Source organism: Klebsiella sp. GW_Kp181 (genome assembly GCF_040062315.1).
Lineage (GTDB): Bacteria > Pseudomonadota > Gammaproteobacteria > Enterobacterales > Enterobacteriaceae > Klebsiella > Klebsiella oxytoca.
The window spans coordinates 30,353-45,256 of the sequence record NZ_JBEAFR010000077.1; the positions used below are offsets into that span (position 1 = coordinate 30,353).

Consider the following 14,904-nt stretch of genomic DNA (forward strand, 5'->3'; position numbering starts at 1 on the left):
TTCGACACTGACTGATTTTTTATTTGCGTCGATACTCATCACGAGTAATAAGACGGCTCCCTTTTATTAAAGGGAGCCAGGGGATGCGTTAAATTATGCCAATACCCGCAGCGGCAAAACCGAAGACAATCAGCATAATTAATACTTTATTGGGGCTAACTTTTTTATTCAGAAGCTTCAGGCAGCCCAGAACTAAAAGCAGAGGAATCAATCCGACGCAAATTTTGTCGAGGATCTCTTGCAGTACAAAGGGTTGGCCGGCGATGGTGGTTTTAAAGGTGGTGGTAAACTTCACCATGCTGGCGCTCATCGCTCCCACCATCATCAAACCCATAATTGATGAGGCTTTCGTTATACAGCTCAGCAACCCTGATTGCGTCGCTTCGGCGATATACTTAGAGCCTAAACGGTAGCCCATGACGCCGCCGTAATAGCGCAGCAGATAGCTGGGAATATTGTAAATCAGCAGGAACAGCAGCGGTCCCAGCGGATTCCCTTGCGATGCCAGACCGATGGCAATCCCGGTGGCGATAATACGCAGTACGCCATAAAAGAAGGAATCCCCGACGCCAGCGAAGGGTCCCATCAGCGCCACTTTGATGCCGTTAATACTGGAAGTATCAAAGTTCGGATTGGCTGCGTTCTCTTTCTCCATCGACAGCGTCAGGCCCATAATAAAAGGAGCCAGATGCTGGTTGGTATTAAAAAACTGGCTGTTACGTTTTAACGACTCAATATAGCCGTGTGGATTGCCGGTATAGATTTTTTTCAGCAGCGGCGCAAGGATCCAGCCGTAGCTCAGCCCCTCCATGCGGGTAAAGTTCATGGAGCCCAGCAGCTGGAACTGGCGGAAGAACAGCTGACGGAACATCTTTTTTTCGCCTTTGCTGTCATTTTGTGCGCTGAGCGCACTGTGTTGGATATCAGTCATTGAAAAACCCATCCTTATCATCAACTGACGCTGGGGCAGCGGTTGCCGCCTGTTTATTGGCTTTAAGCTGATTAAATTCGTTAAAGCACAGATAGACCGCTACCGAGGCCGCGATAATGGCAATGCCCATAATCGGTAGCTGCAGATAGGCCGCCATCGCAAAACCGATAAAGAAGAAGGCGGCGATATTCTTGTTCCATAATGCTTTGAGCAAAATTGCGAAGCCCAGCGCCGGGAGAATGCCGCCAACGGCAGTCATTCCACGCATCACCGTATCCGGGATACTTTCGACCAGACTGCGAATGACGTCAGTGCCAAACAGAATGCCGAAGAACGCCAGTACCGCAAACGGCACGCCGTAAAACAGGGTCATGCCGAAAGTGATACCCAGCGCCGCACGGTCGCGGCCTTCTTCCAGTAAGGCGTCATATTTTTCAACCAGTCCGGTATAAACCAGCTTTAGTACCTGATAGACGAAAACCGCCAGCAGGCTGATGGGCAGCGCCAGCGCGACGGCCACCGCTGGTTCCGCGTGAGTAAGAATGGTAAAGGCCGTCGCCAGGACTGAACCCACAGCCAGATCTGCGGGAACGGAGCCGCCGATAGTGATAGTGCCCAGAAAAATGAGTTCCAGCGTGGCGCCGATAATAATGCCCTGTTGAAAATCCCCCAGCACCAGTCCTACCATCGCGCCGCAGATCAGCGGCCTTTCGATGAGCGGTTGTCCCAGGGTGTGATCCGCGAACTTGGCGATATACATCACCAGCGCGACAAGGAGTGCAGACGTTAACATAGCGACCTCGCTTAGCTGGCGGCGTTGCCCAGCATCTCAATCAGGTTTTTTACCGGATGAGAAGGCAGGACCTGATATTCAACGGCAATGCCGCGGTTGGCGATGGCGTGGAAATCCGCCACATCTTCCGGCGTCACGTAGACGGTATCGCTGATGCGCTTTTTCGCCGCCAGATTGTCGGTGATGCGCCCAAAGTTAGCGACATTTAACGTTTTTATTCCCGGAACCTGTTCGACGAGTCGACGGGCGTCGGCGGCGTTGTTGACGATCACCATAATTTTCATTGCGTCCGAACGCGGGTCGTTAAGCACATCCCCTGCATCCTTTACCGCCATGATGGCGCATTTTGCGGTATCAGGAGCCGCCATGCGCAGCGACATTTTTTGCACTTCGTTATTCACGATCTGGTCATTGGCGACCAGAATGCGGTTCACGCCCAGATGCTTGGTCCAGACCACGGCAACCTGTCCGTGGATTAGACGATCGTCAATACGTACTAAAGAAATCATGGTGTAGCTCCAGTTAGCAAAAGTAGGGTGTCCAGACGCGGGAAAGGCGAACCAGGGCTTCGAAATAGAAGTAATCGCCCCAGAGGTTTGGTTCGTTAATGCCCATATTGCGGCCAAAGTTATAAACGCCTTCGCGCAGCAGGCCGTCCTGCGTGTGGGCAAGGTAGCGCTCGTGTAAACTGCGCATCATCAGTTCGATAGCATTGCTGTAGGCCGGGCGCAGCGGGTCGGTGAGCGGTAACAGCTTCAGTAGTTCCGCCAGACCGCAGGCGGCTATCGCCGCTGCGGAAGTGTCCCGATACTGGTTATCCCTGGCGGTGAAAATCAGATCCCAGTAGCAGACAAAATCTTCCGGCAGGCGGTTAAGAAAATAGTGCGCCAGGCGGCGAGAGAGCTCGGGCTGCCAGGCATCGCCGGTGTGGGTGTATCCCAGCGCAAAACCGTAAATTCCCCACGCCTGGCCGCGCGACCAGCAAGAGCTATCGCTGAATCCCTGGTGCGTATCCCCACGTAGCGGCTTACCGTTATGAATATCCATATAGAACGTATGAAAAGTAGAAGCATCATCACGTACCAGATAGCGTGCGGCCTGTGCCAGATGACGGCAGGCGGCTTCGCGCCATTGTTGATTTCCGGTTTCGTTGGCGGCCCAAAACAGCAGCGGAACATTAAGATTGCAGTCGATGATCATTCGCCCCTGGCGTGCCGGGTCGTTTAAATCTCCCCAGGCCTGAATGACGCCCGCCGTGGCGTTAAAGCGGCGATAGAGCAGCTCGGCCGCGCGCAGGGCGAGTTCGCGAGCGCGCAGGTTGCCGGTGAGCTTCCAGGCGTTAACGCAGGAGAGGAGATAGAGAAAGCCCAGATCGTGGGTATCCACTTTAATCTGCTTATCGAGACGTTCTTCAAAGCTATCGAGCAGGCTTTCCGCCACCGCCCGATATTTATCATCGCCGGTGACCTCCCAGGCGAGCCACAGCATGCCGGTCCAGAATCCCTCGGTCCAGTCGACTTTCTCCACGCTTTCATAACGGCCCCGTGTCGCACTGGCGGAGGGAAAGGTCGCCGTAAAGCGCGGCAGTATAGCATCGAGGCGGATCAGAACGTCGCCGATGGCGCCGTCAAGCCAGGCGCGGTCCAGCCCTGGCTGCGGTGAGAAGTAGCGAGTATCAAGCGCTTCGAGTGCGATAGTCATAGCTTTCCCTCCCCGGCAAAAAAATCGTCAATATCATCCTGGGAGTGAGGCTGTTTCGTCTGGCGCGCAGTGATGATTTCCGGCAGCTGGTTCATGTACTGCATTGCTCCGCTGGCGGCGGCAAATGCGTCCTGGAGGCGCTGGGCGGTATCAGTGTGCTCCGACATACAAAACTCCATCAGCATAATCAGGTTAGCGCCGCTGATCACGTGAGCGTGGGGATATTTAACCATCATCTGTACAGCGGTATTGTTGACACTGCCGCCCGGCATATCGGTAAACAGCACCAGCTCATTGCCGCGACCGGCAGCCTGTTGGGCTATAACATCAAAACGGGCTGCTAACTCTGCGGTTGAGCCAATTTCGCCGCAGTAGGCGCAAACGGGCGTGACGCCATGGTCGTCGCCAATCAGCAGATTTAATGCCGACACTATCCCTTCTGCGTAGCGGCCGTGAGTTGCGATGTACATCTCTCGCATTGCGTATTCCTTAATCTTTACAGGTGTCTGAGAAAGAATTAGCAATCAGCGTGCCATGTTTTTATTTATATGATTTTAAAGGATAAAAATATTTTTTTGGACGCTCTTTGCAGTGTTGAATAGGCAGCTTATGCAGTGTCGACAGATTTGCCAGCCGAAGCTGGCGGCGGGGGATTAATGGCCGGGATCAAAGGCAATCCACGGTTCCATAATTTCATAAATCATCAGCACTTCGGTAAGCGGCAGGGTGATATTGTATTTGCGGTTCAGAGCCTGAAAAAAGGTGTCATGGACGGCGACAAACGCCTGCTGTTCCAGCGTTAACTCCGCCTCTTCGCGATGGCGGACCCCATTGTTGACCATGACCCGTTCGATCATCAGCGCGATGTGCATGAACAGGTTGATGCGCAGATAGCTTTCAAAATGGATTTTGTAGAAGGATTCATACTGCTTAATGACCGCTTCGACTTCATCAATAATCACTACCGGATTGAGGAAGTTAAGGCGGCTGGCGACGCCTTCGACGGTAAACAGTTTAACCACTTCATCAATCATGGGCTCCAGACCGCCTTCCATCAACAGCCCGTTGAAGTAGTCGCGTTTTAACACCAGCGTCTTTTCTTTAATCAGCTGTTCCACGCTAAGCAGAGGAATATAGCCTGCTTCCAGATCGGTCGTGGTGATGATTAGCCGCGTACCGTTTAGCGCCGGGTCAGCATGGGCGATTTTCCATTTCAGATCGTCATACTCCATCGTAATAATGTCGATCTCCTCCTGGGCCAGGAAGCGCTGGACAATATCTTTTAGCTTGCGGGAGATCCCTTCGCCGGAGATACAGGAGATAATAATTTTATTGCCCGGTAACACGCCCGCGTAGTAGCGCGTTTCCACCTCGTACGCACCTTTAGCGCTTTCAATAATCGCCTCCATCGACAGCTTATCCTGAATTTTACCCGCAATATCCAGCGCCATGGCCGTGCTGACGTTATTGATAACCAGGAGTTCGCCATGCAGATGGAGCTTTATCTCTTCATAGATCTCTTTCAGCGACCCCATGTCCACCAGGATAATCAGCCCGGCTCCTTGCCTGAGGCGCGAAACGTGAGCAATCAGCAGGTCGATGATCTCTCGGGTAGAGGTCGCGTTCGCCATGTCGAAGGCTTTAAAGTAATAGCCGCCGGTCAGCTGGTTGGCGATCCCGGCAATGCTCGACGCGGTGGCGCGGCCGTGGGAAACGATAATGCCCTGAATCGGATCGTCTTCACCGGCGAGGGTGTGAAATGCGCAGCTTAGCAGCGGGAGCAGCAGGGGCAGCGGCTGCCGGGTGACATGTTTGCTAAGTAAAGCCAGGCACTCCTCGGCCAGCAGGCGCGCCTTTCCGGAAACATAATCGGAAATCGTTTGCAGTTCGCCTGGGTCGACCGCCTCTTCCGGAGCATGGAGCGCATAGCTTAGACAGAGCCAGACCACCTTGCGAATCTCCAGGCTACAGGAGACGCCGGTCAAGTTCTCCAGCTCCTCCAGAGCATGAACGGTGTTCTGCCAGATATAGCCGCTGTACAGCGACTCGGCGGCAACTGCGCCGCCGAACGTCGTCAGCCGCTGTTCCATTTTGCGATTCAGCAACAGCACGTTACCGCTATGGCAAAAGTCGCGAAAAATAACGTCGTCGCGCATTGCTTTTGGCAGTAGATGGCTAATATTCAGCGCATCATCATGTGGGTTAGCGTTAATGCTAATTATCTCACCGCCGGATATGGGGCCGCGTAGCGTGATGGCGTCGGCCTCGCGACTATCGCTCCAGGCGCTGGCGCACATTACTTTGATCTGGTTTTTTAACTCGCCGATATTGCCGCGTACCGGGGAGGTTACCAGCTGATGCATCAGTTGGTTATCGAGATGGATACTGCGCCGCAGGCTGAGCGCTTCCTGATGCAAAAAATGGCTAACCTGAGCGACGCGTTCGGTAAGCGGGCGTGAAATATAGTTGGGTAGCGTGACGCGCACCGGGATACGCCGGCGAAAGGTATTGAGCAGTACGGTGTCGATATTTTCCGTGGTGGCGAAGATGAACCGCAGCGATGCAGGGTGGCGCGTGCGATTATCGCCAAGACGGTAGAAATACCCCTTGTCCATAAACAGAAACAGCTTTTCCTGATTCTCTGCCGAGAGGCGATGCACTTCATCAAGAAACAGAAATCCGCCATCGGCATCATCAAAGGCGCCGCGTTTCTCGCGGTCAGCTCCGGTGAAGGCGCCGCGGGTATAGCCGAAAAGTGTCGCCGAAAGCAGCTCCGGGTTGTTAGCGTAATCCGCGCAGTTAAGCTCGACGAAGGGTTTGTCCGCCGCGATAGCCCCGCGCTCAATAGCATATTGATAGATCAGCGTCGCCAGATGGCTTTTACCGACGCCGCTTTCTCCGGACAAGAGGATAGGTAAGCCGTCCGGATAGTCCACCGCAGAGCGGCACAGCGCGACGGCTTCCGCCAGGCTCCCGTGGGCACCAATCAGCGGCAGAAAGGCGTCATGTTTTTTCGACACTATGCGAGACGCCTGAGTAGTTTCCCCGCCTTTTTGCTGTACATAGAAGCGTACCGGACGGGTGTTTTCTTTGCGCAGATGACCGTCATCGCACAGTCTATTGAGATAATGACTAATGACGCTGCGATTAACCTGCATAAAATCCGCACAGTCCTGAGCCGTGAATCCTGCGGCTTTCTGCGCGTAATGGGTGACTATTTTCTGGAATAATTTTTCTTTTGCCGACAGCGCCATCTCTCAATGCCCCGCGTAGAGTAGAAAATAGCGTCGATTTTATTTAGACACTAGACACTACTGTTTTTATTAGACACTGAGTACTTTCTACGGCATTAGATAAAAATGAAACTGTGTTTTGATTGAAGTGTGATGAAGATCGCCACAGATTTTACAGGGGATAACATCTGGTCTCTCCATCGCGAGCGTGACAGCCTGAACCGCGAGATTAAGCGCTGTGAACCCTCCCGACGCAAAAAAATGCGCTATTTATCACATTTCCGCCTTTTCATTACCGCCGGGTTTATTGGTCGAAACCGTCAAGCTGGCCGCAGAACGGCTCATTCAGGCAACTTAATGATCTTAAAGAAAATAAAAAAATAATTGTTAAGGCGATCGCCTTTTATAAAGGAGAGATTGATCACAAAAAACGTGATAATAAACCCGGTGTCAATATTAGGTGTGACTAAATTTATCGACATATTGTGATCTCTATTGCAAATAACAGCCTTGAAGTCGGGGAAAAATGTTGGCAGGTAAAACGGCGGGGGCAGACAATGAAAATTGGCATTGTTATTAGCGGTGGCGATGTTTCTGGAATTAATAACTTTATATTTCAGATTGCCAGACTGGCGAGCGCCGATATCACCGTTTTTAACGGGGGCATACCCGGGTTATTGGATAAAAATCATCACGAAGTTGCGTGGCGCGATCTGGTTGATTTCTCCATAACGTCTATTCCGATCATCACATCCGGTCGGACCAGTCGCAAGCTGTTGCGCAGTGAATATGAAACCATAGCTAAAAAAATTAAATCATTGCGTATCGATGTGCTGATTATGGCCGGCGGCGACGGCAGCCTGCAGTTTCTCAATACGCTGAGTGAATTTGATATTAACTGCTTTGGCGTCGGGATGACTATCGATAATGATGTATACGGCAGCGATTATACGATTGGTTTTTCTACTGCCTGCGAGCAGATTATTAAAGAAGTTTCCCGTTTAAGAAATACCGGAAGAGCATTACCGGGTCGGGTATTTATGGTTGAAATATTAGGAGGCTATTGTGGAGAGTTAACGTTGCAATCCGCTATTAAATCTAATGCTGATATTGCCCTGATTCCGGAATCACAGATGCCGTTAGAAGCGCTGGCCGAGCGGGTGAAGCACAAGCTAAAACAGCAAAATAGCGTGGTGATCCTCTGCTCTGAAGGCTACACCAGAGAGTATTCTCCCGGTTTTCAGGGGGCCATTGATACCATGATTAAGCAGCTTGAACCGCAAATTGGCGTACGCATCCGCAAAACCATCGTGGGCTACGGTTTACGCAGCGGCGACCCGACCTGCGAAGAAATCTATCAGGGGACGATTATGGCCTGCGAAGTGGTTCGCTGCATTCAGTCCGGCATGAAAAATAAAGCCATTATAATTAATTCCAGTAACAAACCTATTCCGATTGATTTAGTCAGTATGAAAAAACGTCTGGTCGATACCGAAGGACACCATTATAAACTTGCCAAACAACTCAATATTATTTGAGGAGACCCTACATGCTGAAAATTCTTTGCGTATGTGGCTGCGGCCTCGGTTCTAGCTTTGCCATCGAAATGACGGCGAAGGCGGTTTTAAAGAAACTGGAAATTCCGGCGCAGATTGAACATACCACAATTTCCGAAGCCGGGGCGTTTAAATCAGACATGATTCTGACGCAAAAAACCTTTGCCGATATATTAACCGCAGATGCCAGTGAGGAGGAAATTAAACGTGTGGTGGTACTGCATAAACTGACGGATAAAGATGAGGTTGAAGCCAAAATCGTCGCATTCTTAAAAGAGCGTAACCTGAAGGTGGCAGATTATGAATAGCTTTGTAGAGTTTATCGTCAAAGATTTGCTCGGCCAGGCTTCGATATTAATTGCATTTATTGCGATGCTGGGCCTGATTTTGCAAAAAAAATCAGCGGGCAAAACGGCGGAGGGAACCTTTAAAACGCTGCTCGGTTTCTTAATAATGATGGCCGGAATCAACATTATTGTCGCCACGCTAACGTTCCTTAACGATATCTTCACCCAGGGATTCGGCATGAAAGGCTACATTACTGATGTTGCCGCCATCGCCGGGTTAGCCAACCGTGAATTAGGTTCCGAAGTGGCGCTGACCCTGATGGTCATTTTTGCCGTTAACATTATTATCGCCCGCCTGACGCCGCTCAAATATATCTTCCTGACCGGCCAGGCTCTGCTGTGGATGGCGACCATCGGCGCGGTAATAGGCTATAAAGCCGGGCTGACCGGACTGTCGCTGATTTTAACCGGCGGTATTTTCGGCGGCGTAATGGCGGTATTGATGCCCGCTCTTGCGCAGCCGGTGGTCAGACGTATTACCGGTTCCGATGATGTGGCCCTGGGGCACTTCTGCACCATCGGCTATCTGGTGCAGGCGGCGGTGGCTAAAGTGGTCGGGAAAGGTTCCCGCTCAACCGAAGATCTTGAGCTACCTGATAACTTTAAGTTCCTCCAGGATACCTACCTTGCGATGGCGGTGATAATGGTGCCGATGTACCTCATTCCCGCGCTTGCCGCAGGCCCGGAATATATCGCTCAGTTCTCCGGTGGTATTAACTACCTGATGTACGCCTTTATGCAGTCTATTCAGTTTGTGGCGGGGGTATTCGTTCTCTATAGCGGCGTGCGCTTATTGCTTAACGAGCTGGTGCCGGCATTCCGCGGCATCGCCATGCGCATTGTCCCGGACGCAAAACCCGCGCTGGATTGCCCGGTACTGTTCCCCTATGCGCCCAATGCGGTGATTGTCGGCTTCCTGGCAACGACCGTCGGCTCCATTATCGGCATGCTGGTATTCCCGATGTTTGGTCTGGCGATGATCCTGCCCGGCCTGTTAACCAACTTCTTTGCCGGCGGTACGGCAGGCGTGTTTGGCAACGCGCTGGGCGGCCGGCGCGGAGCGATGATTGGCGGCGTCATTCACGGCCTGTTTATTACCTTTCTGCCCGCCATTTTAGTGCCGATGCTGGAAAGCTACGGCTTTACCGGCGTCACTTTCAGCGATTCTGACGTCATTAGTTCCGGTCTGGTATTGGGCCACGTCTTCCAGAATAACTGGCTATTTGTTGCTCTGTTCATTGTTTTTGTTGCCGCACTGGCATGGTTCGTAAACGGTAAATCAGCTAAGCCAAAAGGGGAAAATATTCATGAGTCTGTATAACTTCAACGCGATTCTGAAAATTGCGCAGGAAAGAGATTTTAAGGCCATTGGCTCATTTAATTTGCACTGTATTGAAATGCTGCCCGCCTTTTTTAAAGCGGCGCAGATAAGCGATAGCCCATTAATGATTCAAATCTCTACCGGGACGGCGGAATATCTCGGCTATCGTTTACTGGTGGATGCCGTGCGCTCGCTCGCGGAAAGTGAAAACGTGCCGACCTGTCTGCATCTGGATCACTGCTCTGATATCAGCGCCATTGAAACGGCAATGGATGCCGGGTTTTCATCAGTGATGTATGACGGCTCCCATCTGGGGCTGGAGGAGAATATCGGCAATACGCGTATCGTGGTGGAGATGGCGCGCCCGCGGAATATCACGGTAGAAGGCGAGCTGGGGGCAATAGGCGGCTCGGAAGATGGCAAAGCCGTTGCCGCAGAAGATATTTGTTTCACCACGGTGGAAGACGCCAAACGCTTTGTGAAGGAGACGCAGGTGGATATGCTGGCGGTCTCCGTAGGCACGGTACATGGCCTCTATACCGGCAAAGCGCAGATCCAGCATCAGCGGCTGAAAGAGATTAGCGCCGCCACAGGCGTACCGTTAGTGCTCCACGGCGGTACCGGCGTCAGCGATGATGATATGCGCCTGGCCGTAACGGAAGGCATCAACAAAGTGAACGTCGGTACTGAAATGAACGTTCAGTGGGTCGATCAATGTAAAACCACTTTTGAAAAAGGCAAAGTTAATGACAGCGTGCGCAAATTCTTAATTCCGGCGAATAATGCGGTCACCCAGGTATTAATGGAAAAAATCGCGCTGTTTAAATAATACTTTATTTTTAATCGTATTCCGTTGCCCTGCTGTCCGTCAGGGAGGAGCTCGCTATGTTTGAATCTTTGAAAACGCTGTGGAAAAAAGAGAGTAGCCCGCCGCAGGATTATGACGCACAGTCCCGCCAGCTGGCGGGGGAAATCGCCAGGCTGGAAGGCGAATTACAGGGCGACCCGGGAAATGGCGAAGTACAGAAAGCATTAATGCTGGTTTATAACCGGGCGCTGTCGGTATATGCCAAAAGCCATACGCATCGCCAGGAAATAGATGCGCTTTTTGTGCGCATTGATGAGTTACGTAATGTTATTCGCCGTAATATATAGGAAGTGATAATGACGATAAAAGAACTGCTTATTGAGGCCGATGCGATTCAGGTCGGCGTCACGGAGTCCGACTGGCAGAAGGTGATCCAACTGGCGGCCAGCCCGCTGGTTGCAAAGGGATATATCTCGGCAGATTACGGTCAGGCGGTGATCGATAATACCCTGCATCATGGCGCCTATTACGTTTTTGATGAGGGCATCGCCATCCCGCATGCCAGACCGGAGTGCGGCGTAAAGCGCAACTGCTTTAGTCTTGTTGTGTTGGATAAGCCAATTCAGTTTGCTGATAGCGAGAAGGCGGATATCGTCATTATGTTCGGCGCGCAGGACAGCAATGCCCATATAGAAGAGGGGATTCGTGCGATTGTTGCTCTGCTCGATAATAACGAGACCATGGAGAAGCTGCGGGCCGCCAGCAGCAAGGAGGAGGTCGTTGCGTTGCTATGAACAGATATCTCACACCCGGCTGCAAAACGGTAATTTTAATTAACGGCATTCCCGCCTCGGGTAAAAGCACCGTCACCCGGCAGCTATCGGTAGCGTTTAATCTGCCACAGCTGACCATCGACGGTATTAAAGAGCCGTTTATGGCGTGCTTTACCGGGATCGATCGGTCCTTCAACCGGCAGCTGGGCTGCGCCGCGTATGAAGTGATATGGTCGATTGTCGGTCAGTCACCGGCAGGCTGCATCTGGCTCATTGACGCCTGGTTTGGCTTTCAACCGCGCGACACGCTGCAGCAGCTGCTGCAACAAGCGGGCGTTGAAAAGGTTCTGGAGGTCTGGAATCATATCCCGCCTGAGCTTGCGGTGGCGCGCTATGCCAGCCGGTTACACGATCGTAAGCCGGGGCATCCGGGCGAAGAGTATCTGCCGGAACTGGCTCGGCTGGCGCAGCAGGCGGAACCAATGCGGCTGGGGCCGGTATTGACCGTGGATCAGCAAAAACCGCTGGATATCGAGCGCGTTATTCTTTGGATAGCAGCACAGATTTAGTCAGGCAAAATAACATCATTAGTTTAAAAGCGCCTGCGGGCGCTTTTTTTGTATCGGCATAAAACGATTATGCGATATGATTTATCCTCCTGTCTTTAGATTGATTTAATTGTTTTTAATAAAGGATAGTTATGAAAAGGAATTTATTGGCGGCAGCAATAAGCTGCGTCTTATTAATGGGGCTTGTTGGATGTGACGATAATAAATTACCCGAAAGCGCTCCTGCAGCAGCTCCGGCTAGTCCATCTGCATCTTCAGGTGCCGATAACAAGGAAGTTAAAAACGCCAGCCCAGACCGCATTATTAGCGAAAAGATGAGAGTATATATTGAGTGTTATAATGATATCGATGAAGATATTTATCGTAGCATTAAATACTATGCTCGCTGGTTAGACGATCTGAAGGTCGGTCCCACCGGAAAAGAAAAGAGGGTTGGTGGTATTACGGATGTTTCCGCAGAGTTTGATCAGTGCCTGGCCAATATGACACACGTTTCGAGTTTAAAGCCGTCGCTGGATCCTATCGATAATCTCGCTTTACCCTATATTAATTCATCTATTAAGCTGGCAGAAGTCATCAATAAGATGAATAAATATTACGAACAGCAAGATTATAAAGATGATGCTTTCGCTAAAGGCAAAGCGCTGCATACTCAGTTTATTCAGGCATTAGCCGCGTTCAAACCCGCGTCAGATGCTTACTCAGAAGCGATTCATGAAATTAATAACCGCCGTCAGGAACAGCAGTTGAAAAAGATTGAGGCCAAAGAAGGCAAGTCTTTTGATTACTATTCGCTATCCATTATGTTGACCAGCAAAAAGGTTAACCAGGCGCTTGAGGCGGATAAATTTGATACCGATGCTGCGATGAAACTCGTCCAGGATCTGGGTGAACAAATTGAGCAATTGAAATCAAAACAGGGCGAAACCAAAAAAGGTCCCCGGATGCGTGAGATCAGAGCCCCGACGTTTATCGAAGCGGCGGAAAAGTACCTTCTGGATGCCAAAACGCGCGTCCGCCGCGTTCGCGATAACACGCCGCTGACGTCTGGGGAAGCCATGTTGATGGATGGCGCCCCGCAAATGGTGGATGGCTCCTTTGAACATCTCATGGCGAGCTATAACCAGCTCGTAAGATGGTTTAATACATTGAGTGATTAAACTGGCTGAAGAACGATAAAAGCGCCTGTGGGCGCTTTTATCGTAAACCCGCCATCCGCAGCAGCGCCGTCACCACGGCAGCGGCGATAATCACCACGATCAGCGGCATCTTACGCCAGGCAAGAAATACCGCAAAGCCCACGCCCAGCACCCTCGCCATCCCGGCAAAATGTTCACCTTCGTAGAAGGTGGTTGCCAGCGCGACGGAAAAGAGCAGCACCGTTGCCGCATCGGAGAGTAGCGCCTGTGAGCGCTCAGAAAAGGCCAGCCGGCTGCCGAGCTTCGCTCCGCCTAAGCGCATTAAGTAAGTGCCCAGCGACAAAATCGCGATACCGGCGATAAATAGCGTCATATTGCCCATTATTTTCTCCTCGTCAGCAGGCCAAACAGCGACAGCAAAACCGGCAGACCAACCGGCGCAAAAGGTACGGCGGCCAGCGACAGAGCTGCTCCGCTGCAGGCGCGGATCAAGGTGGTGCGATTTTTAAATGCCGGAACCACCAGCGCCAGCAGAATGGCCGGAAAGACCGCATCGAGGCCAATGGTTTCCGGAGCCGGGAGCAGTTTGCCGACCCCCGCGCCCAATAGCGCGCCCAATGGCCAGATCAGCGCCACGCCCAGACCGCACAGCCAGTAGGCCGCCCGCCGCTGCTCGAGGGTTTTCTGCGACAGACCAAACACCACGCTTTCATCGTTCATAATATGGCAGCCGAGGAAGCTGGCGGCGCGCTGGCCGACCAGGTCGCGAACCGTCACGCCGAAGGGAATATGACGAGCGTTAACCAGTAAACCGGCCGCCGCCGCCGCCAGGGGATTTCCGCCGCTGGCGACAATGCCGATAAACATAAACTCCGAGGCGCCTGCCAGGACGCTGACCGAAAGCACAAAGGGCACCCAAATCGGGAAACCGTAGGCGATGGCCAGCGAGCCATAGGACATACCGACGATGCCCACTGCGAGGCAGACTAAAACAATTGCTCTGAGGGTGTCGCCTTTAAGACTGGCGAAGTGATGTTTCATACTCTTTAGCCATATCGAACGAATTTCCATTATAATGAACGCAACAGAATCGTATTTCAAGGCGAACGAAACGTTCGTTATAAAAAACACGGAGGGCTGGATGACTCAGCCAATTAGCCTGATTGCCAAAAGCCTGGTTCGTGAACGCGCGCGCACCGGTCTTTCCCTTGCTGAAGTTGCGCGACGGGCGGGAATTGCCAAATCAACGTTATCGCAGCTGGAGTCCGGTAACGGTAACCCGAGTCTGGAAACGCTGTGGGCGCTGTGCGTGGCCCTCGATATTCCTTTTGCCCGGCTGCTGGAGCCGCAGGTCAACACCACCCAGGTGATCCGCCGCGGCGAGGGGACGAAAGTGATTGCCGAGCAGGCAAACTATCAGGCGATTTTACTCGCCGCCTGCCCGCCGGGCGCGCGGCGCGATATCTATCTCCTGCTAACCCAGCCGGGGGCTGACCGTATCTCTCACCCTCATCCACCCGGTTCCGTGGAACATATTATTATCACCCAGGGGCGAGCGCGGGTCGGCCTCACGGAGGCGCCGGAAGAGTTGGGAGAGGGGGATTACATCTGCTATCCCGCCGATCGGGAGCACGTTTTCCAGGCGCTGGAACCGGATACCCAGGCGCTATTGGTCGCCGAGCAGAACTAGTCACGGCGGCAGGGTGGACGCCATGCCCGTATTGCGGGACACT

General features: G+C 52.2%; 18 protein-coding genes. 10 read left to right on the forward strand and 8 right to left on the reverse strand.

Features of this window, described 5'->3' with window-relative positions; all coding sequences use genetic code 11:
- Positions 1 to 88 precede the first annotated feature (88 nt).
- From ABLV11_RS20695 to ABLV11_RS20720, 6 genes are all read right to left on the reverse strand, one after another.
- A complete protein-coding gene (locus ABLV11_RS20695) occupies positions 89 to 931 on the reverse strand; it encodes a PTS system mannose/fructose/sorbose family transporter subunit IID (RefSeq protein ID WP_004107400.1) in 843 nt (280 codons plus the stop codon).
- A complete protein-coding gene (locus ABLV11_RS20700) occupies positions 924 to 1,724 on the reverse strand; it encodes a PTS sugar transporter subunit IIC (protein ID WP_004116796.1) in 801 nt (266 codons plus the stop codon). Before ABLV11_RS20700 ends, ABLV11_RS20695 begins: the two co-directional genes overlap by 8 nt.
- A gap of 11 nt (positions 1,725 to 1,735) precedes the next feature.
- A complete protein-coding gene (locus ABLV11_RS20705; protein WP_004116798.1) occupies positions 1,736 to 2,233 on the reverse strand; it encodes a PTS sugar transporter subunit IIB in 498 nt (165 codons plus the stop codon).
- A 13-nt stretch (positions 2,234 to 2,246) separates the two neighbouring features.
- The gene (locus ABLV11_RS20710) at positions 2,247 to 3,425 is read right to left on the reverse strand and encodes a glycoside hydrolase family 88 protein (RefSeq protein ID WP_032729182.1); all 1,179 of its coding nucleotides are present in this window, start codon (positions 3,423 to 3,425) and stop codon (positions 2,247 to 2,249) included.
- Positions 3,422 to 3,904, reverse strand: coding sequence for a PTS fructose transporter subunit IIA (locus tag ABLV11_RS20715; protein WP_016809585.1), 483 nt, complete (start codon positions 3,902 to 3,904; stop codon positions 3,422 to 3,424). Before ABLV11_RS20715 ends, ABLV11_RS20710 begins: the two co-directional genes overlap by 4 nt.
- A 174-nt stretch (positions 3,905 to 4,078) precedes the next feature.
- Positions 4,079 to 6,679 (reverse strand): sigma 54-interacting transcriptional regulator, encoded by a 2,601-nt coding sequence (locus tag ABLV11_RS20720; RefSeq protein WP_126489657.1) that lies wholly within the window; start codon positions 6,677 to 6,679, stop codon positions 4,079 to 4,081.
- A 132-nt stretch (positions 6,680 to 6,811) separates the two neighbouring features.
- On the opposite strand from ABLV11_RS20720, the gene ABLV11_RS20725 reads away from it, so the two are divergent.
- The 9 genes from ABLV11_RS20725 (at position 6,812) to ABLV11_RS20765 (ending at position 13,192) form a co-directional block, all read left to right on the forward strand.
- Positions 6,812 to 7,042: a hypothetical protein gene (locus tag ABLV11_RS20725; protein WP_158423280.1), complete on the forward strand. Its 231-nt coding sequence runs from the start codon at positions 6,812 to 6,814 to the stop codon at positions 7,040 to 7,042.
- A gap of 173 nt (positions 7,043 to 7,215) precedes the next feature.
- Positions 7,216 to 8,196, forward strand: coding sequence for a 6-phosphofructokinase (locus ABLV11_RS20730; protein WP_004116804.1), 981 nt, complete (start codon positions 7,216 to 7,218; stop codon positions 8,194 to 8,196).
- Between the two features lie 11 nt (positions 8,197 to 8,207).
- On the forward strand, positions 8,208 to 8,522 hold the full coding sequence (locus ABLV11_RS20735; protein ID WP_004107427.1) for a PTS sugar transporter subunit IIB: 315 nt from the start codon (positions 8,208 to 8,210) through the stop codon (positions 8,520 to 8,522).
- Positions 8,515 to 9,882 carry a PTS sugar transporter subunit IIC gene (locus tag ABLV11_RS20740; RefSeq protein WP_224329779.1) on the forward strand — a complete coding sequence of 456 codons (1,368 nt, stop codon included), beginning with the start codon at positions 8,515 to 8,517 and terminating at the stop codon, positions 9,880 to 9,882. The genes ABLV11_RS20735 and ABLV11_RS20740 overlap by 8 nt, the downstream gene beginning before the upstream one ends.
- The gene (locus ABLV11_RS20745) at positions 9,869 to 10,711 is read left to right on the forward strand and encodes a class II fructose-bisphosphate aldolase (RefSeq protein WP_004107433.1); all 843 of its coding nucleotides are present in this window, start codon (positions 9,869 to 9,871) and stop codon (positions 10,709 to 10,711) included. The genes ABLV11_RS20740 and ABLV11_RS20745 overlap by 14 nt, the downstream gene beginning before the upstream one ends.
- A 56-nt stretch (positions 10,712 to 10,767) precedes the next feature.
- Entirely contained in the window at positions 10,768 to 11,037 is a 270-nt protein-coding gene (locus ABLV11_RS20750) for a hypothetical protein (RefSeq protein ID WP_016809582.1), read from the forward strand.
- Between the two features lie 9 nt (positions 11,038 to 11,046).
- On the forward strand, positions 11,047 to 11,484 hold the full coding sequence (locus ABLV11_RS20755; protein ID WP_004107437.1) for a PTS sugar transporter subunit IIA: 438 nt from the start codon (positions 11,047 to 11,049) through the stop codon (positions 11,482 to 11,484).
- Entirely contained in the window at positions 11,481 to 12,032 is a 552-nt protein-coding gene (locus ABLV11_RS20760) for a hypothetical protein (protein ID WP_064344067.1), read from the forward strand. The genes ABLV11_RS20755 and ABLV11_RS20760 overlap by 4 nt, the downstream gene beginning before the upstream one ends.
- A gap of 131 nt (positions 12,033 to 12,163) precedes the next feature.
- Complete coding sequence (locus ABLV11_RS20765) at positions 12,164 to 13,192, forward strand: YiiG family protein (protein WP_126489655.1); 1,029 nt, start codon at positions 12,164 to 12,166, stop codon at positions 13,190 to 13,192.
- A 37-nt stretch (positions 13,193 to 13,229) separates the two neighbouring features.
- Here the strand turns inward: ABLV11_RS20765 and ABLV11_RS20770 are convergent, their stop codons facing one another.
- Entirely contained in the window at positions 13,230 to 13,553 is a 324-nt protein-coding gene (locus tag ABLV11_RS20770; protein WP_004107443.1) for an AzlD domain-containing protein, read from the reverse strand.
- Positions 13,553 to 14,212 (reverse strand): AzlC family ABC transporter permease, encoded by a 660-nt coding sequence (locus ABLV11_RS20775; RefSeq protein ID WP_064371043.1) that lies wholly within the window; start codon positions 14,210 to 14,212, stop codon positions 13,553 to 13,555. The genes ABLV11_RS20770 and ABLV11_RS20775 overlap by 1 nt, the downstream gene beginning before the upstream one ends.
- 100 nt (positions 14,213 to 14,312) lie before the next feature.
- Here ABLV11_RS20775 and ABLV11_RS20780 point away from each other — a divergent pair, with 100 nt between their 5' ends.
- Positions 14,313 to 14,861 (forward strand): XRE family transcriptional regulator, encoded by a 549-nt coding sequence (locus ABLV11_RS20780; RefSeq protein ID WP_004107447.1) that lies wholly within the window; start codon positions 14,313 to 14,315, stop codon positions 14,859 to 14,861.
- Positions 14,862 to 14,904 lie beyond the last annotated feature (43 nt).